At 71.0% G+C, this 20281-nt stretch carries 19 protein-coding genes; 16 read left to right on the forward strand and 3 right to left on the reverse strand.

Annotated elements, in window-relative coordinates:
* Nucleotides 1-130: 130 nt before the first annotated feature.
* The 10 genes from AB0B33_RS41305 to AB0B33_RS41350 all read left to right on the forward strand — a co-directional run bounded on the left by AB0B33_RS41305 (nucleotide 131) and on the right by AB0B33_RS41350 (nucleotide 10085).
* Entirely contained in the window at nucleotides 131-1060 is a 930-nt protein-coding gene (locus AB0B33_RS41305; RefSeq protein ID WP_247018370.1) for an ABC transporter permease, read from the forward strand.
* Entirely contained in the window at nucleotides 1053-2006 is a 954-nt protein-coding gene (locus AB0B33_RS41310) for an ABC transporter permease (protein WP_247018371.1), read from the forward strand. Before AB0B33_RS41305 ends, AB0B33_RS41310 begins: the two co-directional genes overlap by 8 nt.
* 6 nt (nucleotides 2007-2012) lie before the next feature.
* Nucleotides 2013-3008, forward strand: a complete 996-nt coding sequence (locus AB0B33_RS41315; RefSeq protein ID WP_247018373.1) for an ABC transporter ATP-binding protein — start codon at nucleotides 2013-2015, stop codon at nucleotides 3006-3008.
* Nucleotides 3001-3999, forward strand: a complete 999-nt coding sequence (locus AB0B33_RS41320; RefSeq protein WP_247018375.1) for a dipeptide ABC transporter ATP-binding protein — start codon at nucleotides 3001-3003, stop codon at nucleotides 3997-3999. The genes AB0B33_RS41315 and AB0B33_RS41320 overlap by 8 nt, the downstream gene beginning before the upstream one ends.
* A gap of 103 nt (nucleotides 4000-4102) precedes the next feature.
* Entirely contained in the window at nucleotides 4103-5794 is a 1692-nt protein-coding gene (locus AB0B33_RS41325; protein WP_247025510.1) for a S8 family serine peptidase, read from the forward strand.
* Between the two features lie 80 nt (nucleotides 5795-5874).
* A complete protein-coding gene (locus tag AB0B33_RS41330; RefSeq protein WP_360782237.1) occupies nucleotides 5875-6711 on the forward strand; it encodes a hypothetical protein in 837 nt (278 codons plus the stop codon).
* Between the two features lie 45 nt (nucleotides 6712-6756).
* Nucleotides 6757-7512 carry a hypothetical protein gene (locus AB0B33_RS41335; protein ID WP_360782239.1) on the forward strand — a complete coding sequence of 252 codons (756 nt, stop codon included), beginning with the start codon at nucleotides 6757-6759 and terminating at the stop codon, nucleotides 7510-7512.
* Nucleotides 7513-7678: 166 nt separating this feature from the next.
* Nucleotides 7679-8473 (forward strand): hypothetical protein, encoded by a 795-nt coding sequence (locus AB0B33_RS41340; RefSeq protein ID WP_360782240.1) that lies wholly within the window; start codon nucleotides 7679-7681, stop codon nucleotides 8471-8473.
* A complete protein-coding gene (locus tag AB0B33_RS41345; RefSeq protein ID WP_360782241.1) occupies nucleotides 8470-9297 on the forward strand; it encodes a hypothetical protein in 828 nt (275 codons plus the stop codon). The genes AB0B33_RS41340 and AB0B33_RS41345 overlap by 4 nt, the downstream gene beginning before the upstream one ends.
* Complete coding sequence (locus AB0B33_RS41350) at nucleotides 9294-10085, forward strand: hypothetical protein (RefSeq protein WP_360782242.1); 792 nt, start codon at nucleotides 9294-9296, stop codon at nucleotides 10083-10085. The genes AB0B33_RS41345 and AB0B33_RS41350 overlap by 4 nt, the downstream gene beginning before the upstream one ends.
* Here AB0B33_RS41350 and AB0B33_RS41355 read toward each other — a convergent pair.
* On the reverse strand, nucleotides 10063-11556 hold the full coding sequence (locus AB0B33_RS41355) for a peptidase S10 (RefSeq protein ID WP_247018388.1): 1494 nt from the start codon (nucleotides 11554-11556) through the stop codon (nucleotides 10063-10065). The genes AB0B33_RS41350 and AB0B33_RS41355 overlap by 23 nt on opposite strands.
* A 31-nt stretch (nucleotides 11557-11587) precedes the next feature.
* Between AB0B33_RS41355 and AB0B33_RS41360 the strand changes: the two genes are divergently transcribed.
* From AB0B33_RS41360 to AB0B33_RS41370, 3 genes are all read left to right on the forward strand, one after another.
* Nucleotides 11588-12247, forward strand: a complete 660-nt coding sequence (locus AB0B33_RS41360) for an endonuclease V (protein WP_360782244.1) — start codon at nucleotides 11588-11590, stop codon at nucleotides 12245-12247.
* The gene (locus AB0B33_RS41365; RefSeq protein ID WP_360782245.1) at nucleotides 12244-12927 is read left to right on the forward strand and encodes a uracil-DNA glycosylase; all 684 of its coding nucleotides are present in this window, start codon (nucleotides 12244-12246) and stop codon (nucleotides 12925-12927) included. Before AB0B33_RS41360 ends, AB0B33_RS41365 begins: the two co-directional genes overlap by 4 nt.
* Before the next feature lie 84 nt (nucleotides 12928-13011).
* Entirely contained in the window at nucleotides 13012-14346 is a 1335-nt protein-coding gene (locus AB0B33_RS41370) for an NAD(P)/FAD-dependent oxidoreductase (RefSeq protein WP_247018393.1), read from the forward strand.
* A 241-nt stretch (nucleotides 14347-14587) separates the two neighbouring features.
* Here AB0B33_RS41370 and AB0B33_RS41375 read toward each other — a convergent pair whose 3' ends face one another.
* Together AB0B33_RS41375 and AB0B33_RS41380 are read right to left on the reverse strand one after the other, a co-directional pair.
* Complete coding sequence (locus tag AB0B33_RS41375; RefSeq protein ID WP_247018397.1) at nucleotides 14588-14779, reverse strand: hypothetical protein; 192 nt, start codon at nucleotides 14777-14779, stop codon at nucleotides 14588-14590.
* Nucleotides 14780-14858: 79 nt separating this feature from the next.
* Nucleotides 14859-15569 (reverse strand): NUDIX domain-containing protein, encoded by a 711-nt coding sequence (locus tag AB0B33_RS41380; RefSeq protein WP_247018399.1) that lies wholly within the window; start codon nucleotides 15567-15569, stop codon nucleotides 14859-14861.
* 169 nt (nucleotides 15570-15738) lie between these two features.
* Between AB0B33_RS41380 and AB0B33_RS41385 the strand changes: the two genes are divergently transcribed.
* From AB0B33_RS41385 to AB0B33_RS41395, 3 genes are all read left to right on the forward strand, one after another.
* Entirely contained in the window at nucleotides 15739-16617 is an 879-nt protein-coding gene (locus tag AB0B33_RS41385) for a 5'-methylthioadenosine/S-adenosylhomocysteine nucleosidase (protein WP_360782247.1), read from the forward strand.
* Nucleotides 16614-18752, forward strand: coding sequence for a hypothetical protein (locus AB0B33_RS41390; protein WP_360782249.1), 2139 nt, complete (start codon nucleotides 16614-16616; stop codon nucleotides 18750-18752). Before AB0B33_RS41385 ends, AB0B33_RS41390 begins: the two co-directional genes overlap by 4 nt.
* 186 nt (nucleotides 18753-18938) lie before the next feature.
* The gene (locus tag AB0B33_RS41395) at nucleotides 18939-20267 is read left to right on the forward strand and encodes a ricin-type beta-trefoil lectin domain protein (protein WP_360782250.1); all 1329 of its coding nucleotides are present in this window, start codon (nucleotides 18939-18941) and stop codon (nucleotides 20265-20267) included.
* Nucleotides 20268-20281 lie beyond the last annotated feature (14 nt).

Raw genomic sequence — 20281 nt, forward strand, 5'->3', positions numbered from 1 at the left:
CCCGATGACCCGGGCGACGGGCTCCTCCCCCGGGCGGTCGCGGTAGCGGGGGCCGGGCGTGACGGTGCTCCGCGGGTTGTCGCCACCGCCCTGAACACTCACGACGGCCGGCGCGCACTAGGAACTCGTCATGATCCGCTATGTCCTGCGACGGCTGCTCCAGCTGATCCCGGTCTTCTTCGGCACCACGTTCCTGATCTACGTCCTCGTCTGGGCCGTGCCCGGCGACCCGTTCTCCGGCAAGTGCGGCCAGACGGCCTGCCCGCAGGCCTACATCGCGCAGATGACGGAGAAGTTCCACCTGGGCGACAACGTGTTCGTCCAGTACTTCAAGTACCTCGGGAGCCTGTTCACCGGCGACTGGGGCGAAACCTTCAACGGCACGTCGGTCGGCGAACTGATCGCGACGTCGTACCCGATCACGCTGCGCCTGGCCGTGGTCGCGGTCGTCATCGAGGCGGTCATCGGGCTCACCGCCGGCGTGCTGACCGGCCTGCGCGGCAAGGGTTTCCTCGACAACCTGGTGCTGGTCTCGACCACGTTCCTGATCTCGCTGCCGGTGTTCGTCACCGCGATCGTGCTGCAGCTGGCCCTGGGCAGCAACGGCCTCGGCCTGATCGAAGCCAGCGTGTCGGACAACCCGAGCGTCGGCGAGCTGATCGTGCCGGGCATCGCGCTCGGCAGCCTCTCGATGGCTTACGTCGCCAGGCTGTCGAGAACGAGCATCGCCGAGAACCGCCGCGCCGACTACGTGCGCACGGCGATCGCGAAGGGCCAGCCGAACAGCCGCGTCGTCGGCGTCCACCTGCTGCGCAACTCGGTGATCCCGGTGCTCACGTTCCTCGGCACCGACCTCGGCGCGCTGATGGGCGGCGCGATCGTCACCGAAGGCGTGTTCAACATCAACGGACTGGGCGGGCTCATCTTCCGCGGCATCCAGAACCGGGAGAGCGCGACCGTCGTCGGGGTGGTCGTCCTGCTGGTCGTGGTGTACCTGCTGATGAGCCTGATCGTCGACCTGCTGTACGCCGTTCTCGACCCGAGGATCCGCTATGACTGACCCGAACCTGGTGGGCGGCGGCGGGGCCGACGCGGCCGAGCTGTCCCGCCTCGACGACTCCGCCAAGGGCCCGCAGAAACCCCGCAGCCTGTGGGGCGACGCCTGGCGCCAGCTGCGGCGCAAGCCCGCGTTCGTCGTCTCGGCCGTGATCATCGCCCTGATCGTGCTGATCGCGATCGCGCCCGGCCTGTTCAGCTCGCGCGACGCCGGCTTCAGCGATCTCACGCACGCCAACGAAGGCCCGTCCGGGGACGCTTGGTTCGGCTACGACAACCAGGGTTACGACGTCTACGCGCGCACCATCTACGGCGCCCGCGCGTCCCTGCTGGTCGGGGTCTTCTCGACGCTGCTGACCGTCCTCTTCGGATCGCTCGTCGGCATCCTGGCCGGCTACTACGGGCGGTTCGTCGACAGCCTCCTGTCCCGCTTCGGCGACATCTTCGCCGGCCTGCCGTTCGTGCTCGGCGCGATCGTCATCCTGACGACGTTCAACGCGCCCGGCGCGAACCCCGGCGCGGTCACCATCATCGTGCAGGTGGTCTGCTCGATCGCGGTGCTGAGCTGGCCGGTGGCCATGCGCATCATGCGCTCGGCGACGCTGGTGGCCAAGCAGCTCGACTACGTCAAGGCCGCGCGCGGCCTCGGTGCCAGCACCCCGCGGATCATCTTCCGGCACCTGCTGCCGAACACGATCGCGCCGGTGCTGGTGTACGCGACCATCGCGCTCGGCGCGTTCATCGGCGCCGAAGCGACGCTGGCCTACCTCGGCATCGGGGTGCGCCCGCCGGTGATCTCGTGGGGCGTGATGATCAGCGACTCGCGGGACTACTTCCGCGTCGACCCGCACATGCTGCTGTTCCCCGGCGCCTTCGTCACCCTGACCGTGCTGGCCTTCGTGATGCTCGGCGACGGCATCCGCGACGCGCTCGATCCGAAGTCGAGGTAGATCCCCTTGTCCGACAACGAACTCCTGCTCGAAGTAGAGGATCTGCACGTCGAGTTCCGCACCGCCGACGGCGTGGCGAACGTCCTCAACGGCGTCGGCTACTCGGTGCACGCCGGGGAAACCCTGGCCGTGCTCGGGGAATCCGGGTCCGGGAAGAGCGTCACGGCGCAGACCGTGATGGGCATCCTGGACATGCCGCCCGGTGTGATCACCGCCGGGGCCGTGCGCTGGCGCGGCGAAGACCTGCTGACGGCGTCGGAGGAACGGCGCCGCGAAGTCCGCGGCAGCGAAGTCGCGATGATCTTCCAGGACGCGCTTTCCGCGCTGAACCCGGTGTTCACCGTGGGCTTCCAGATCGAGGAACAGCTGCGCGTCCGGCTCGGGATGTCCAAGAAGGACGCCCGGAAGCGCGCGATCGAACTCCTCGACACCGTCCGCATCCCGGCCGCCGAGCGCCGGATCAAGGACTACCCGCACCAGTTCTCCGGCGGCATGCGCCAGCGCGCGATGATCGCGATGTCGCTCGCGCTCGACCCCGACCTGCTCATCGCCGACGAGCCGACCACCGCGCTCGACGTCACCGTGCAGGCCCAGATCATGGACCTGCTGGCCGAGATCCAGGCCGAGCGCAAGATGGGGCTGGTGCTCATCACCCACGACCTCGGGGTCGTCGCCGAGGTCGCCGACCGGATCGCGGTGATGTACGCGGGCCGGATCGTCGAGCAGGCCGACGTCGTCGAGCTGTTCCGCGCCCCGGCGCACCCCTACACCGCCGCGCTGATGGACTCGCTGCCGCGGCTGGACCTCAAAGGACAGACACTGGAGACCATCAAGGGCCTGCCGCCGAGCCTGCTCGACATCCCGCCCGGCTGCGCGTTCCACCCGCGGTGCAAGCGCGCCGAGGCCCGCTGTTCCGAGGAAGTCCCGCCACCGCTGGGGATCGGCTTCGGCCGGACCAGCGCGTGCCACTTCGCCGAAGAGGTGGTGAACTCCCGTGCCTGACCCCATCCTCTCGGTCACCGACCTGAAGAAGTACTTCCCGGTGCGCACCGGCATCCTGTTCAAGCGCACGATCGGGCAGGTCAAGGCGGTCGACGGCGTTTCGTTCGACCTGCAGCCCGGCGAAACCCTCGGCGTCGTCGGCGAATCCGGCTGCGGCAAGTCGACGTTGGCCCAGGTGCTGATGCGCCTGGAGGAGCCGACCGCCGGCACCGCGAAGTTCGAAGGCCGCGACATCTTTTCGATGCGCGGCGCCGAACTGCGCAAGCTGCGGCGCGAGATCCAGATCGTGCTGCAGGACCCGTACACCTCGCTCAACCCGCGGATGACGGTCGGCGACATCGTCGGCGAGCCCTTCGAAATCCACCCCGACGTCGCGCCGAAGGGGTCGCGCGCGGCGAAGGTGCGTGAGCTGCTGGACGTGGTCGGGCTCAACCCGGAGCACCTCAACCGCTACCCGCACCAGTTCTCCGGCGGGCAGCGCCAGCGCATCGGCATCGCGCGGGCGCTGGCCCTGCGGCCCAAGGTGATCATCTGCGACGAGCCGGTGTCCGCGTTGGACGTCTCCATCCAGGCGCAGGTGATGAACCTGCTCGGCGACCTGCAGAGCGAGTTCGGGCTGTCGTACGTGTTCATCGCGCACGACCTGTCGGTGGTGCGCCACCTGTCCACCCGGGTCGCGGTGATGTACCTCGGCAAGATCGTCGAAGTCGGCACCGACGAGGAGATCTACGAACGACCGTCCCACCCGTACACCCAGGCGCTGCTGTCCGCGGTGCCGGTGGCGGACCCGGCCGTGCGCGGCCGCCGCCAGGTGATCCGGCTGACCGGTGACGTGCCGAGTCCCCTGGATCCCCCGTCCGGGTGCCGGTTCCGCACGCGGTGCTGGAAAGCGCAGGAGAAGTGCGCGGAGGAGGTGCCCGAACTGGTGCCGCGGACGGACGGTCACTTGTCAGCTTGTCACTTCGCGGAGCAGAAGTCGGTTGTTCCATAACGTCCGTTAGGCCGTTGTGGCTGCATTGTCCGGTCTATACGGTGCAGGAACCGCTTTCCCGAGGAGGAGAATCGTGAAGAGACCCAGGCTTTTCGCCGCGGCCATGGCCGTCCCGCTGTTCGGGGCGATCACGGCCGTCGCGGTGCCGGTGGCTTCGGCCCAGCCCGCGCTGGCCGGCCCGGCGACCGAGTTCACCGTGCTCGCCAAGGACGTCCAGAGCATCGCGACCGCGCAGCAGGCGATCCGGGCCGCGGGCGGCACGGTGCTGGAGACCAACTCGGCGGTCGGCCTGATCAAGGCCAGCGCCCCGGCCACCGGCTTCACCGAGCGCGTGTCCTCGAACCGCGCGGTCTTCGGCGCCGCCAAGGCGCAGGTCATCGGCTCGGTGCCGAAGGACGGCAAGAAGACCAAGAACAACAACGTCGAGAAGGAAGGCCGCGGCGCGGCTTCGAAGAAGGCCGCCGCGAACAAGGCCGTCGGGATGGACCCGCTGGACGACCAGCTCTGGGGCCTCAAGTCCGTCCGCTCGGACCTCTCGCGCACCAAGCAGCCCGGCAGCAAGCAGGTCAAGGTCGGCGTCATCGACACCGGCATCGACGGCACGCACCCGGACATCGCGCCGAACTTCGACGCGGCCGACTCGCGCAACTTCGTCAAGGACATCCCGTTCGACGTCAACGGCGTCGAGGTCGACGGCCCGTGCGAGTTCCGCGGCTGCGTCGACCCGGTCAACCACGACGACGGCGCGCACGGCACGCACGTCGCCGGCACGATCGCCGCGGCGGCGAACGGCTTCGGCATCTCGGGCGTCGCGCCGAACGTGTCGCTGGTGAACATCCGCGCCGGCCAGGACTCGGGCTACTTCTTCCTGCAGCCGACCGTCGACGCGCTGACCTACGCCGGCGACGCCGGCATCGACGTGGTCAACATGTCGTTCTACACCGACCCGTGGCTGTACAACTGCACGGCGAACCCGGCCGACTCGGCCGCGGAGCAGGCCGAGCAGCGCACGATCATCGAAGCCACGCAGCGCGCGCTGAACTACGCGCACAAGAAGGGCGTCACGATGGTCGTCGCGCTGGGCAACCAGCACACCGACCTGGGCGCGCCGCAGCCGGACACCACCAGCCCGGACTACCCGGCGAACACGACGCACCCGCGGCAGGTCGACAACAGCTCCTGCCTCAGCCTGCCGGTCGAGGGCAACCACACGATCGGCGTGAGCGCGTTCGGGCCGTCGCAGGCGAAGGCGGACTACTCGAACTACGGCACCGAGCAGATCTCGGTTTCCGCGCCGGGCGGCTACTTCCGCGACGGTTTCGGCACGCCGTGGTTCCGCACGGTCGAGAACGAGATCCTCTCGGCGTACCCGAAGAACGTCGGCGTCGTCGAGGGCAACATCGACGCGGACGGCAACATCACCGAGGCCGGCTTGGCCGCGGGCATCAAGAAGGCGACTGCGCCGGACGGCCGGGTCGGCTACTACCAGTGGCTGCAGGGCACGTCGATGGCGACCCCGCACGCGACCGGCGTCGCGGCGCTGATCGTTTCGCAGTACGGCAAGAAGTCCCACGGCGACTTCGGCCTGGACCCGGACAAGGTCCAGCGGGTCCTCGAGGGCACGGCGTCGGACATCGCCTGCCCGGTGCCGCGGACGGTCGACTACACCGACGAAGGCCGCGGGCCGGAGTTCACGGCCACCTGCGAAGGTGACGCGTCGTTCAACGGCTTCTACGGCAACGGCGCGGTCGACGCCTACGCGGCGGTGACCCGCGGGTCGCAGTACCTGAAGTAGAAGAATTTCGAACGAACCGCCCCGGACAGGCAACCTGTCCGGGGCGGTTCGCGTTTACCGCGGGACTGGGGGGAGTTCCGTTGAACGTGCGTGAACCGGCGCTACCGGTCGATCCGCGGTGGCCGGGCGAGCCGACGGTGCTGGAAGTGGGCCGGGCACGGCGGTGGCTCGCGCGGCGCGGGGTGGCGGTCTGGTTGCCGACCCGGGTGCTCGCCCTGCGCCTCGGCGGCCGGGGCATCGGTACTCGGGGGACTCCCGGTTTCGCGATCGTCCTCGCGGTGCTGTGGACGCTCACCGGGGTCGTGTTCAAGTGGAACGACCTGCCGGGGGAAGCGGCGGTCCTCGCCGTCCTCTACGCCTCGTTCCACGTGGCCCGCTGGCGCCGGGCGCAGCGGCGCGACCGGCTCGCCGAGAGCTTGACCGGGGCCACCGCACCACCGCCGCTGCGGGTGGCGGTCAGGCAGGTCGGCTGGTGGTACCTGGTGTCGACGGGCCTCACGTTCCTCGGCGGGGCGGCCTTGTGCGCGGCGGCGTTCCTGACCGGGCCGCGGTTCACCTGGAAGCACTGGTACCCGCCGGAGGTCGCGATCGGGGTGAACACGGTGGCGCTGGCCTTCGCCGCCGGCGCGACGGCGCTCGTGCTCGGCCGGGTGGTGCGCGGGCCGGTGATCGCCGAGGACGCGGCGTCGCACGCGGTCGACGGGGCGTTGCGCACCCTGGACCCCTACTTATTCGCCCCGACCGCCCCGTACGTCGTGCTGGCGATGCCGGTGTACGTGGTCGATTGGGCGTGGCCGGGCCCGCTGGGCTGGATTTCGCTCGCGTACCTGGTGACGGTCTTCGCGCTCCAGCTGATCGGCTGGTTGCTGGCTCGCCGCCGGTCCCGCTCGCTCCCACCCGGCTGCTACGGGGGGTAAACCGGGCCGGCTCGTCGGGCGTTACCACGGGACAGGGGAGGTTCGATGGTGGAAGTGGCGTCGACGACGCTCGCCGAGAGGCAGGCCGCGCGGACGTGGCTGGCTCGCCACGGCGCGGAGGTGGACGAGCCGACGCCGCTGCTCGCCGTGCGCGTCGGGGCCCGGGTGCTGGCCACGCGGTCCTACCGGCTCTACAGCGCGCTTTCCTCCGTGTTCTGGATCGTCGCCGTGCTCCCGCCGATCCCGGTGCCGGCCCGGTTCCTGGGGTTCACCGCGCTCGTCGTGGCTTACCCGCTGCTGCAGTGGCGTCGGGTCCGCACGGCCGATCGCGCCGCCACCCGCGTGGTCGCCCCGGGCGCCCGGCCGTCGTTCCGGGTGGCGGCGGGACAGGTCGGCCGGTGGTACCTGGCGGCGGTGGCAACGACCTTCGGCGGCGGCGTGGTGCTGTGCGCGACGCTCGCCGCCGACCCGGTGGGCTGGGCCGCCGCGCTGGTGCTCGGCGCCGCGAGCGTGGCACTGGTCCTCGGCCAGGCCTTGCGCGCCCCGGTGATCGCCGAGGACGAGGCTTCACGCGCCGTCGACGCGGCCTTGCGGACCTACGACACCCGGGCGTTCGCGATGCCGTTCGCGTTCACGTTCCTCGCGTGGATCGACCTGTCCGCCGACTGGCCGTGGCCCCCGGCGCGGTTCGTACCGGTGGTCGCGTACTTCGTCCTGGGGGTGGTGCTCCACCTCCGCGCCGTGTTCGAGGTCCGGGACCGCCGCCTGCCGCCCGGCCACTACGGAACCGAGCCCCGGTGAGCGCCTTGACGGAGGCGGCGGTGGTTCGCCGTCGGGTTGGCGTCGCTGGTTTCTGGCGGTGCCGCTGATCACCTTCGGCGGCGGCGGCCTCAGGCCGCGTTCGGCGGAGTCACGGGAGAAGTTCGGACACGGTGAACCGGCGCGGCCGGGGCAGGGGGAGGTTTTCGTGGGTGGCGGGGTACCGAGACCGATCGACGCGGCGATGGCCGTGCAGTGGCTGGCCCGGCACGGGGTGGTGGTGGGGACGCCGACCCCGTTGCTGTCCCTGCGCCTCGGCGTGCGGGAACGGCTGCGCACCAGGCGCCCCGAGCTGGGCTTGGTGGTGGGGCTCGTCATCGGCTTCGTCGCCCCGTTCGGCATGGAGCTGGCGCGGGAGGCGTTCGGGGACCTGCCGATCGGCAGCGGCTTCCTCCTGGGTGCGCTGGCCGTCCTGGCGCAGGTCTGGCGCTGGGTGACGGTCCGCGAGTCCGACCGGCCGGCGGCCGCGCTGGTGCGCCCGGCCGCGCGGCCGGCCCTGAGCTGGACCCTCGGTCTTCTCGGCGCCTGGTACCTGACATCGGCGGTGGTCGCCTACGCCGGCGGGCTGGTGCTCTTCCTCTTGCTGGCCCCGGTGGCGCCGGCGGCCGCGTCGCTCTGGCTCGGGCTGCTGGTGCTCGGCGCCGTCCAGTCCGGGTTCGTCTGGTGGTCCGTGCTGCGCGAGCCGGTCGTCGCGGTCGATCCCGCGTCGTTCATGGTCGACGCGGTGCTGCGGGTGGAGGACGCGCACTCCTACGCGGCGCCGGCCGTCCTGCCGTACCTGGCCTGTGGTGACCTCCTCTTCGCGGTGCCGGTTCCGCCGTCGTCCCGGCCCGCGGTCGTCGCCTACGCGGTGCTCGCGGTCGGGACGCAGGTGGTCGGCTGGGTCCTGCACCGCCGGCGGTCCCGTGTCCTCCGGCCCACCCTGGCGGTGGTTCCCCGATGAGGTCCGAACCGAGCCGCGGCGAGTTCGTGCAGGCCGCGGTGTGGCTGGGCAAGCACGGCGTCCGCGTGGGGATCCCGACACCCCTGCTGGCGGCGCGCCTCGGCGTCCGCGCGGGCGGGATCACGCTGCCGCTGCTGATCCGGCTGGCGGTGTTCCTCGCGCTGGCGGTCACCGGCGCGGTCGGCTACCAGTGCCTGCAGTACCTGCCCGGCGTCCGCGGCGTGGAGATGACCGAGAGCAAGATCCTCTACTTCGTGGTGGCCGGCTTCCAGCTGGCCTTCTGGTTCGCGATCCGGCGGCAGGACCGCCAGGCCGCGCACCGGCTGGGCGGCCGACGGCTCGACCGGCCGCGGCCGTCGTGGCGGGAGCTGCCGGTCGGCTGGTTCCTCGCGTCGGCGGCGGTGACGTTCACCGGGGGAGCCGCACTCGGGATCACGATGTTCTTGGCGACTCCGTACAAGACCTACGCCTGGAGCTGGCTCGGCGTGCTCGCGCTGGGCGGAGTCGTCTCCGGCGTGATCGTGACCGGGATCGTGCGGCGGCCGGTGCTCGCGGAGGACGAGCCGTCCGCCGCCGTCGACGCGGTGGTGCGGATCGAGGACCTCTACCTGGCGATGCCGTCGTACTACGCGTGGCCGGTGCTCTTCGACCTGCTCACCGGCAACCGGCAACCGCCCGGCTCCGGGCCCTGGCTCATCGGGTACGTGGGACTCGCGCTGGCCCTGCAGATCGTCGGCGGCCTGCGCTACCGGCGGTACCGCCCGGCGCTCCCGCCGGGCGACTACGGCGTCCCGCTGCCGGCCCAGCCCGGGGTGGCCCGGTGATCGCGGTGACTCCCGCCGAGCGGGCGGCGGTCAAGTGGCTGGCGCTGCGCGGTGTCCGCGTTTCCGAGGCGACCGAGCTGCTGACCTACCGGCTGGGCGTCCGCCGCGGGAAGAGCGACGCCGGCGCCTTCACACCGGTGTTCGTCGCCAACGCGCTGCTCTGCGCCGGCCTGCTGGCCTACCAGCTGCTGCCCCCGAGCCACGCCGACCTGCCCGACGCCGGGATCCCGTGGTTCATCTGGACGTCGCTGGTCCTGACGAACTGGCTGCAGATCCGCGCCGGCGACCGGCGGGCGGTCGCCTGGCTGGGCGACCGGCGGCTGATCCGGCCCCGCCCGCGGTGGCGGGAGGTGGTGAACGGCTGGTACGCGGCCTCGCTGGCCGTCACGTTCGGCGGCGGCGCCGTCCTCGCGCTCACGATGGTGGCCGGCGGCTCGGTCTGGGCACGCTTCTGGCTCGGCCTGCTCGTCCTCGGCGCGGCGGTCGACGCCGTCGTCCTGACCGGCATCCTCCGGCGCCCGGTCATCGCGGAGGACGAGGGCTCGCTCGCGGTCGACGCCGTGACGCGGCTCCAGGACGTCCACTTCGCCCTGCCGTCGTTGTTCGCCGTCCCGGTGGTCGCGGACCTCGGGTACACCGCCCTGCCGGGCAAGCCGTGGCTCGCCGGCTACGTCGCGCTGGCGGTGACCACGCACGTCATCGGGTGGTTCGCCCAGCGGCGGCGGGTTCCCCCGCTGCCGCCGGGCGCCCGCTACGGGCCGGAACTCAGCGGTTCGAAGCCTTCTTGACGAACTTCGCCAGGTCCTTCGACTGCTGCACCCGGGTCGGTTCGTGGACGTACATCATGTGCCCCGCCGGGTAGTACGCCGTGTCGATGTTCTCCCGCAGTTCCTCCGGGATCTGCAGGCGCGCCAGCACGTGCTCGGCCGCGAAGTAGGCCGTCGCGCCGTCGTAGTGGCCGAACGCCACGTGGACCTGCAGGTGCGGGTTCGTGCGCATCGCCGAGGCGAGCGAGTCGACCACCGACACCGAGCGGCCCTCGAACTCCTTGTACGACCAGGCCTTGAACGTGTCCTCGTGGATGATCTCGTACGGCAGGTCGTTCTCGTACCCGAGCTCCGCCCGCACGTAGTGGTTGAACGCCGCCGCGTAGGCGCCGATCACGCGGGAGATCGACGGGTCGTCGCTCATGTGCTCGCGGCCGCCGTCCGGCTCCCACGTCGTGAAGCGGCCGTCCATCCGGCCGACCGTCAGGCCCCGGTCGCGCAGCAGCTCGGTGAAGAACCGGACGTGCTCGATCCGCAGGTTCACCCGGTCCACATAGGACTCGGTGAGCCCGGTCAGCGACGCCAGCGTGGCCACCGCGTCGGTCCGGTCCTGCGTGGACAGCCGCGCACCGCGCGAAAGCGCCCACGGCAGGTCCTTCGCCGCGAAGTCCTCGGCGTCGGCCAGGACGTCGTCGAGCGGGCGGTCGCCGTGCAGGCCGTGGTAGTGCGCGATCGCCGCGTACGTCGGCACGTACAGCGAGTACGGCAGGTCGTTGCCCTCGGTGAACTGCAGCGTGCCCAGGTCGAGCACGGAGGAGATGAGCAGCAGGCCGTTCAGGTAGAGCCCGTGCCGGTCCTGCAGGTGCGCGGCCAGCCCGGCGGCGCGCAGCGTGCCGTAGGACTCGCCGGCCAGGAACTTCGGCGACAGCCAGCGCTGGTGCCGCGACACCCACAGCCGGATGATCTCGCCGACCGACTCGATGTCGCCCTGGTAGCCGTGGAAGTCCTTGGTCTCCTCGCCGCCCGCGACCCGCGAGTAGCCGGTCGACACCGGGTCGATGAAGACCAGGTCGCTGTGCACCAGCAGCGTCTCGGGGTTGTCGGCCAGCCCGTACGGCGGCGGCACGAGGTCGTCGACGTCGCCGGAGAGCACCCGGCGCGGGCCCAGCAGGCCCAGGTGCAGCCAGATGCTCGACGAGCCGGGGCCACCGTTGAAGGCGAACGTCACCGGCCGCGTGCCCGGGTCGGCGTCGTCGAGGGTGTAGGAGGTGACGAACACCTCCGCCTTCGCCTTGAAGCCCTCCGACTTGCCGTCCTTGACGACCTCCTTGCGGAGGACGACCCGGCCCGCCTTCGCCGTGTACGCGAGTTTCTTCCGCTTCACGGTCAGCGTGTGCTGGGTCGTGACGATGTCGTCGGTCGGCTCGGCCGGGATCTCCGCGGTGTCCGGCGTCTTCTTCTCGGGAGCCTCTTCGGGGGTCGTGTCCGCCATGGCCCCAACTTAGTTGTGGCAGGGTGACTTGGTGCACACCGGGGACTGGCCGTCGACGGCCGAGGAGGCCCTCGCCGTCCAGGAAGCGCTGCGCGGCCGGGTCGAACTCCACGGCGACCTGCCGGAGCTGCCGCCGACGGTGACCGGCCTCGACGTCGCCTACGACGAGGCCGACGGCATCGCCGCGGCGGTCGTCACCCTCGAAACCGCGGGGCTGACCGTGGTCGAGGAGCGGACGCACCGCGCGAAGGCCGTCTTCCCGTACGAGCCGGGCCTGTTCGCCTTCCGCGAGCTGCCGCCGCTGCTGGCCGCCCTCGGCGAGCTGGAACACCGGCCCGACGTCCTGGTCTGCGACGGCCACGGCCTCGCCCACCCGAGGCGCTTCGGCCTGGCCTGCCACCTCGGCGTGCTGACCGGGCTGCCCGCTTTCGGCGTCGGCAAGACGCGGTTCGTCGGCTCCCACGACGTGCCGGGGCCCGAGCGCGGGTCGTCGGTGCCGCTGGTCGACGCCGGGGAGGAGGTCGGCGCGGTGCTGCGGACCCAGGACGGCGTCAAACCGGTGTACGTTTCGGCCGGCCACCGGATCGACCTCGCGCACGCCTGCCGGCTGACCCTCGCGCTGACGGCGCGCTACCGGCTGCCGGAGACGACGCGGCTGGCCGACCGGCTGTCCCGGGTGGCGCTGAAATGAGGTCGCTGGCCGAGCTGGACGTCGCCGTGGCGGGGTGCCGCGCCTGCCCGCGGCTGGTGACCTGGCGCGAAGGCGTCGCGGGCACGAAGGCGGCCTTCCGCGGCGAGGAGTACTGGGCGTGCCCGGTCCCGGGTTTCGGGCCGCCGGACGCGTCGCTCGCGGTCGTCGGGCTGGCGCCGTCGGCGCACGGCGCGAACCGCACCGGCCGCATGTTCACCGGCGACCCGTCGGGTGACTTCCTGTTCCGGGTGCTGCACGAGGTCGGGCTCGCGTCGCAGCCGACGTCCGAGCGCGTCGGCGACGGCCTGGAGCTTTACGGCACGCGGCTCGTCTCACCGGTGCGCTGCGCCCCGCCGGAGAACAAGCCGACGCCGGCCGAGCGCGACACGTGCCGCCCGTGGCTCGCGGAGGAGCTGTCGTTGTTACGTCCGACACTGCGCTCGATCGTGGTGCTCGGGGCGTTCGGCTGGCAGGCGTTACTGCCCGTGCTCGCGGCGGCGGGCTGGCCGGTCCCGCAGCCGCGTCCGGCGTTCGCCCACGGAGCCGTCCTGGAACTGGACGACCTGCGTGTTTTCGGCTGTTACCACGTGTCGCCGCGCAATGTCCAGACACACCGCGTGACCCACGACATGGTGGCGGCCGTCTTCCGCGCCGCGACCTCGGTGACAGGTCACGACTGAATCGTTACGGAAACCGCAGCGACGCTGGTCACAGCCGGATGGGGTCCCCGAGCGGGGTGCCCGCGAAGGTGTCACCATGAGGACATGGCTGCTGCGAAGTCGAAGTCGGAACCGACTCGGATCCTCGTCCTCGGTGGTGGGTACGTCGGGCTCTACACGGCGTACGGCCTCCAGAAGATGCTCCGGGCCAACGAGGCCTCCGTGACCGTCGTTGACCCGCAGCCCCACATGACCTACGCGCCGTTCCTCCCGGAGGCCGCGGCCGGCGCGATCGAGCCCCGGCACGTGGTCGTGCCGCTGCGGCGGGTGCTGAAGCGCTGCCACGTGCTGACCGCGCGCGTCACCAAGATCGAGAACGACAAGAAGTCCGTCACGGTCGAGGCCGCCGACGGCCACATCGAGCAGCTCGGCTACGACGTCCTGGTCGTCGCGCTCGGCGCCGTCGCGCGCATCCTGCCGATCCCCGGCCTGGTCGAAGAGGGCATCGCCTTCAAGACCATCGGCGAGGCGATCTACCTGCGCAACCACATCATGACCAAGCTCGACGAGGCCGCCAGCACGCTGGACCCCGAGCTCCGCAAGCGCCTGCTGACCTTCACGGTCGTCGGCGGCGGGTTCGCCGGCATCGAGGCGCTGGCCGAGCTCGAGGACATGACCCGGTTCGCGGTGGAGAACTACTACCCGAACATCCAGCCGTCCGACGTCCGCTGGGTGCTGGTCGAGGCCGCCGGGCGCATCCTGCCCGAGGTCCGCGAGACCCTGGGCGTGTACACGGTCGAGCAGCTGGAGAAGCGCGGCATCGAGGTCTACCTGTCGACCGCGGCGAAGTCGTTCGAAAACGGCCACGTCGTGCTTTCGGACGGCACGGAGTTCGACACCGACACGATCATCTGGACGGCGGGTGTGAAGGCCAACCCGGTGGTGGGCCAGTCGGACCTGCCGGTCGACAAGCGCGGCCGCCTCGAGGCGACGGCCGCCATGCAGGTAGTCGGCCACCCGGACGTCTGGACCGCGGGCGACAACGCGGCGATCCCGGACCTCTCCCGCACGGAGGAGGACCCGACGGCGACGTGCCCGCCGAACGCGCAGCACGCGGTCCGCCAGGCGACGCTGCTGGCGAAGAACATCATCAAGGTGCTCCGCGGCGGCAAGCCGAAGGACTACTACCACAAGAACCTCGGCGCGGTCGCGAGCCTCGGCCTGCACAAGGGCGTGGCCGACGCGCTGAACCTGAAGATCAAGGGCTTCCCGGCGTGGCTCTTCCACCGCGCGTACCACCTCAAGGCGATGCCGACGTGGAACCGCAAGATCCGCATCCTGTTCGACTGGATCCTGGGTGGGCTGTTCCGGCGTGAGGTGATCTCGCTGGGGCAGATCAACAACCCGAAGGACGAGTTCGCGCGCGTTTCGAAGTCCTGACGTTCGCGTTTCGAAGGCCTCCCGTGTCCGCATGGGAGGCCTTCGGCGTTTCAGTCCTCGGGCATGCCTTCGGTGGAGAACCGGACTCGCTCGTCTTTGAAAGCTCTGCTCGCTCGGGCTCATCGAAGTCGCCCGAAGAAATCATCGCGTTTCGCCAGGAACGCCCGGCTGAGCACGACCAAGCCGTGGCGGGCGGTCGCGAGCCCCTTGTCGATCGACAGCGACAGGCTGTCGCCCGCTTTCAGCGAGATGCCAGTTCCGTGACACCAGTCTTCACGATGGCGTGCGCGGGCGCCGTGGTGCCCCGCAAGTCGCTCTGGCCACTCGGCTCCCCGGCCGCGTACCCCACGACCCCGCCGCCCAGCACCGCGCCGATGGTGAACGCCAGTGCCACCGTCCGGAACGCGCGCCCGGCCCCGCAGTGGATCTCCATCCCGACCACTTCCCGTCACTCTGACGATTACTGACCTGACGACGGTAACCCGTCCGGCCAGTTAGCGTCAAGGTGACGATTAAGGCCGGCTCCGCAGCATCGCCGGGTGCAACACGGTCGCCGGCCCCCGGCGGTACAGCGCCGCCGGGCGGCCGGGCTGCCGGGAAACGCGTTCGCCGGTCGGGATCAGGAATCCCTCCACCCCCATGATCTTGCGGTGGAAGTTGCGCGGGTCGAGCTGCTCGCCCCAGACGATTTCGTACACCTCGCGCAGGTCCGTCATCGTGAACTCCGGCGCGCAGAACGCCGCCGCGAGCGTCGTGTACTCCAGCTTGGCGCGGGCGCGCTCCACCGCGTCGGCGATGATCTTCTTGTGGTCGAACGCGATCCGCGTCCGGGGCCGCAGGACCTTCTCGACCGGCACCAGCACGGCGTCGCGCGCGTCGCCGCCCGCGATGGGCGCCGGGAGCTGGGGCGAGAACGCGACGTAGCAAACGGTGATCACCCGCTGCCGGGGGTCGCGGCCGGGCGCGCCGTACGTGCGCAGCTGCTCCAGGTGTAACGCTTCCGCGTCCAGACCCGTTTCTTCGGACAGCTCGCGGGTGGCGGCGTGGTCGAGGTCCTCGGACGCGGAGGCGAGGAAGCCGCCGGGGAGTGCGAGCATTCCCTCGAACGGGGGAATTCCCCGCTTGATCAGCATGATCTGCAGGGAACCGTCGTGGATGGTCAACACGGCCAGGTCGACGGCGAGCGCGACCTCGGGGATCGTCCACTCCTCGGCTTCAGGCATGTTCGACAGCCGGGGGAGCGACCGTGACGGAACTGTCCATAGTGCACAGTGTACCGCCCGGTCAATATTCGTCTCGTTGACGAGAACGGTCCGTCAGGACTACCTTGCACCCTGCAAATCGCAACGAGGGAGGAAACGCCATGGTGGAACGCGGGGAAGCGGTGGTCACGTGATCGTGGTCCTGACCGCACTGGAGATCGAGCGGGCCGCCGTGCTCGACCGGATGACCGGCGCCGCGGTCCGCGCGCACCGGGCCGGCACGCTGTTCCACGTCGGGCAGCTCGGCCGGCGCCGGGTCGCCCTCGGGCTCGTCGGGGCGGGCAACGCCGCGGCCGCCGCCGTCGCCGAGCGCGCCGTGGCGGAGTTCTCGCCGGCCGCGATGGTGTTCGTCGGCGTCGCGGGCGGGCTCCGCGACTGGACCCGGCTCGGCGACGTCGTCGTGGCCACCAAGGTCTACGCCTACCACGGCGGCCGCAGCACGGACGCCGGGATGCGGAGCAGCCCGCAGGCGTGGACCCCCTCCTACCGGCTGCTGGAGCTCGCCCGGTCGGTCGGGCGCGCGGGCGAATGGTGCGCCGCGGTGCCGGCGGGCGGCCGTCCCGGCGTCCACTTCGAGCCCGTCGCCTCCGGCGAGGTCGTGCTCGACTCGCGGACGTCCGAGGTCGCGCGGTGGCTGCACGAGAACTACACCGACGCCGTCGCCGTCGAAATGGAAAGCGCCGGCTTCGCGCTGGCCGGCCACCTCAACGACGACCTCCCGGTGGTCAGCGTCCGCGGCGTCAGCGACCGCGCGGGCGGCGCCAAGGACGTCACCGACGAAGCCGGTTGGCAGCCGGTCGCGGCCGGCAACGCGGCCGCCTTCGCCGAGGCGCTCATCGCCGAGATCGAGGACGAGGACGAGGACGAGGAAGCACCCGGCGGTCCGGCGGAGGAGCCGCGCGGGTTCAGCAACCAGAACGTCGCCAACGACCACGCGCGGGTGGGCCAGCAGATCGGCGCCGTGTACGGGGACTTGACCGTCGGGTCGCGACGAGGAGACCGGAAATGACGTTCCCCCAGGGGTTCCCCGGCGTGCGCAACACCAACGAGGCGAGCGGCCAGGCGCACGTCGAGCAGCAGGTGGGTGCGATCTTCGGGGGCACCTTCCACCGCAACGAGACGACCTACCACATCCACGAGTCCGACCCGCCGGAGCGGAAGTTCGAGGTGGCCCTGAACCACCTGCAGGGCGGCACGTCCCGGATGGCGGAGTCGATCTTCCAGGACCTCCTGCACCACGGCGACGCGTCGACCCGGCTCGCGTACTACTACGCGCTGTCGGTGTTCAGCGAACGCTCCCTCAACGAGATCGACGACGAAGTCCACCTGCGGTTCCGTGCGGCGGACCTGACCGCGCGCCGGTTCCCGCACGACAGCTGGCGCGCCGCGTTCATCGTCGTGGCGGAGCTGGTTTCCTGCGTGTGGCGGCAGGAGATCGGGGAGACGCTCGATTCCGCCGACCTCGCGAAAGCGATCTCGAACTTCGGCGACCTGCCCAGGGAGCGGCAGGGCGAGATCACCCGGCACCTCCGCGGGGTCCTCGGCGGCGCGCTGCAGGACAGCCTGAACGCCGAGGACGCGCAGCGCGTCCGCGAGGAACGGCTGCAGCCGGACCGCGCGGGGCGGGCGTGGAAGTTCTTCGAACCGGACCCCGCGGCGCCGCGGTACTTCACCACCCCGGCGACGTCGCTGACGCGGCCGGGGTGGGCGAAGCCGGTGCTCGGCGGCCTCGGCCTGCTGCTCGGCCTGATCACGTTCCTCGGTAGCTTCGGCACCGGCCGTCCCGGGATCGCGATCCCGGCGCTGCTGATCTTCGCGGCCGGTGTCGCGGCCGCGTTCTGGGGTGGCGCGGAACGGGAAGTGGCGCTGCGCCGGCTCGTGCAGCGCGATCGCGAACACGGGATCCCGCTGCAGTACCAAGCCGCCGCTTCGCCGGGCCACTGGGTGCGGACGGACTTCGTCCAGCAGATCCACAAGCTGGTGGAGGCACGCTTCTGGGACGCGCGCCCGCACGTCGAAGGCAGCTGGCTGAACGACACCAGGGGCCTCTGCGAGTACTACAAGTGGCGGTTCGTGGCCCTGTTCGGCAACGCGCAGGTCGAGGCCAACGCCGTCGACTGGCTCATCCGCTGGCACGCCAAGCGGGTGGCGGCGCAGTGGCGCGCGGGGACGTTGTTCGCCTACCGGCAGGAGCTGCGGCCGTCGGGCACGGCGGTCGCCGTCCACCGGGCCGGGATCGGCGCGTCGATCGTCGGCGCGCTCACGATGGTGGGCGGGCAGAACGGTTTCGCCGTGGCCGCGCTCTTCCTGGCGGCGGGCGGGTTCTTCGCGCTGAAGGGCGCCACGGAGATCGTCGCGGACCGGCGGCACCGGGCCGAAGAGGAACTGCGCGGACAGCAGCTGCTCGCGGAAGAAGAGCAGGGTTTCGCGGACTGGCTCGCGGTCCTGCGCGACCGGCCGGACGACACGGAGATGGCGGACTGGCTCGACCTGGACAAGACGTTTCTGACGACCGAGGCGCTGCGCCGGTCCGGCCTGAGCAACCGGGACCTGGTCACCTACGTGGTGCTGACCGAAGGGGCGGCGAACGCGCTGCGGGCGCGGTTCATCCACGGTCCGATGCGGTACTCGCGCTACGTCGTGCTGATCTTCCTGCTGTCCGGGAGCGGCGTGCGCGAAATCGAGGTCGAACTCGATTTCCTCACCGGCAACGTGCACAACGAGCAGCGGACGTCGTTCCAGTACAGCTCGCTCGCCGCCGCGCGGGTCGCCGAAGTGGGCGTCCGGTACGCCGACGGCTGGCGCTACCAGATCCTCAACGGGGACCAGGCGACGCTCCTGCAGTCGGAATCCCTGCGGCGCCGCGCGTTGCGGCTCAGCCTGATCAGCGGTGAGCAGATTTCGGTGGTGGCGGAGAGCTTCGACGGCCTGACCGACGCCAGCCTCGAGAGCGGGACGGCGCTCCAGCGGATCGCGCTCGAGGTGTCCGGGATCTCCGGCGCCCTGCACGTCCTGGAAGCGGTTTCCGCGGAGGGGCGCGACTGGATCAGCCGCGAGCGGGAGCGACGCCGACGTCGCTCGGAGAACCGGCCCCGCGACGACCGCGGTCCCGGGTTGCTCGAGGCCGGTGCCGCCGAGGAATAGCGGTGTCCGCTGTTCCGGCCTTCTGCGCCGGAACAGCGGATTTCGGCGGATTGTCGGGAAAAACCGGTTGTGTGCCGGTGAGCGACATGGTCTGGACAACTGGGCCGGTGAGCGGGTAAACCCTTTCTTCACAACGCGGAATAAGTCCGCTCCGGCTCCCTCCCCTCACGGTCCCCTGGAGCTCCCATGCCCTTTTCCCGTACCAGAGCCGCTCTCGGCGCGGCGGCGCTGAGCGCCGCGGTCGTCGCGATCCCGTCCACCGCGGCCGCGGCCGGGCCGGCGTTCCCGGCCCACTACGCGGCGCCGTACCTGCAGATCAGCGACGCCGACGCCGGCCAGATGGCCGCCGACATGAACGCCACCGGCACGAAGTTCTTCACGCTGGCGTTCCTCACCCCGCAGTCCGGCTGCACGCCGGTCTGGGAGGCGAACGGCACCGGCGTCGGCTCGTTCAAGTCCCAGATCAGCTCCCTGCAGGCGGCGGGCGGCAACGTCATCCCGTCCTTCGGCGGCGCGGAGGGCGGTGAACTGGCCCAGACCTGCACGAACACGGCGAGCCTGACGGCGGCGTACGCGAACGTGGTCACCACCTACGGAACGCCCCGCCTCGACTTCGACATCGAGGGTGGCGTCCTGAACGACACGGCGTCCAACCAGCGCCGCAATTCGGCGCTGGCGGCGTTGCAGCAGCAGAACCCGGCGGTCCAGGTCGACTACACCCTCGCGGTCGACCCGACGGGCATCCCGTCGAACGAGCTCGACCTGCTGCGCGACGCGAAGAGCAAGGGCGTCAAGGTCAGCGTGGTCAACCTGATGGTGATGGACTTCTACGACGGCCAGCCGGTCCTGGGCGACGCCCTCTCGGCGGCACGCGCATCGGCCTCCCAGCTGGCGAGCCTGTACGGCATTTCGACGTCGGCGGCGTACGCGATGATGGGCCTGACCCCCATCGCCGGCCGCAACGACGACGGCGCCCAGTTCAGCCAGTCCGACGCCCAGCAGCTGGAGAGCTTCGCCGCGTCGAACGGCGTCGCGGAACTGTCGTTCTGGGAACTCCAGGACTACGACCGCGCAACGGGCTACGCGTACTCACGCATCTTCAACGCGATCACCGGCGGCACGACCACCCCGCCCCCGTCCACGGGCGGAACGATCACGGGCTACGGCGGCAAGTGCGTCGACGTGGCGGGCGCGTCGCCGGCGAACGGGACGGCGGTGGACCTGTACACGTGCAACGGCACGAACGCCCAGCAGTGGACGTCTTCGGCCGGCACGCTCCGCGCGTTGGGCAAGTGCCTGGACATCGCCTCGGCGGGGACGGCCAACGGAACCCGCGTACAGCTGTACGACTGCAACGGAACGGGTGCCCAGCAGTGGACCCGGTCGGGCGCCCAGCTGGTGAACCCGGCCTCGGGCAAGTGCCTGGACGCGACGGGCCCCAGCTCGGCGGACGGGACACCCCTGCAGATCTGGACCTGCACGGGCGCGGCGAACCAGTCGTGGACGCTGAACTGAGCGCGTGACCTAGA

It is taken from the genome of Amycolatopsis sp. NPDC049159 (genome assembly GCF_040648295.1).
Lineage (GTDB): Bacteria > Actinomycetota > Actinomycetes > Mycobacteriales > Pseudonocardiaceae > Amycolatopsis > Amycolatopsis pretoriensis_A.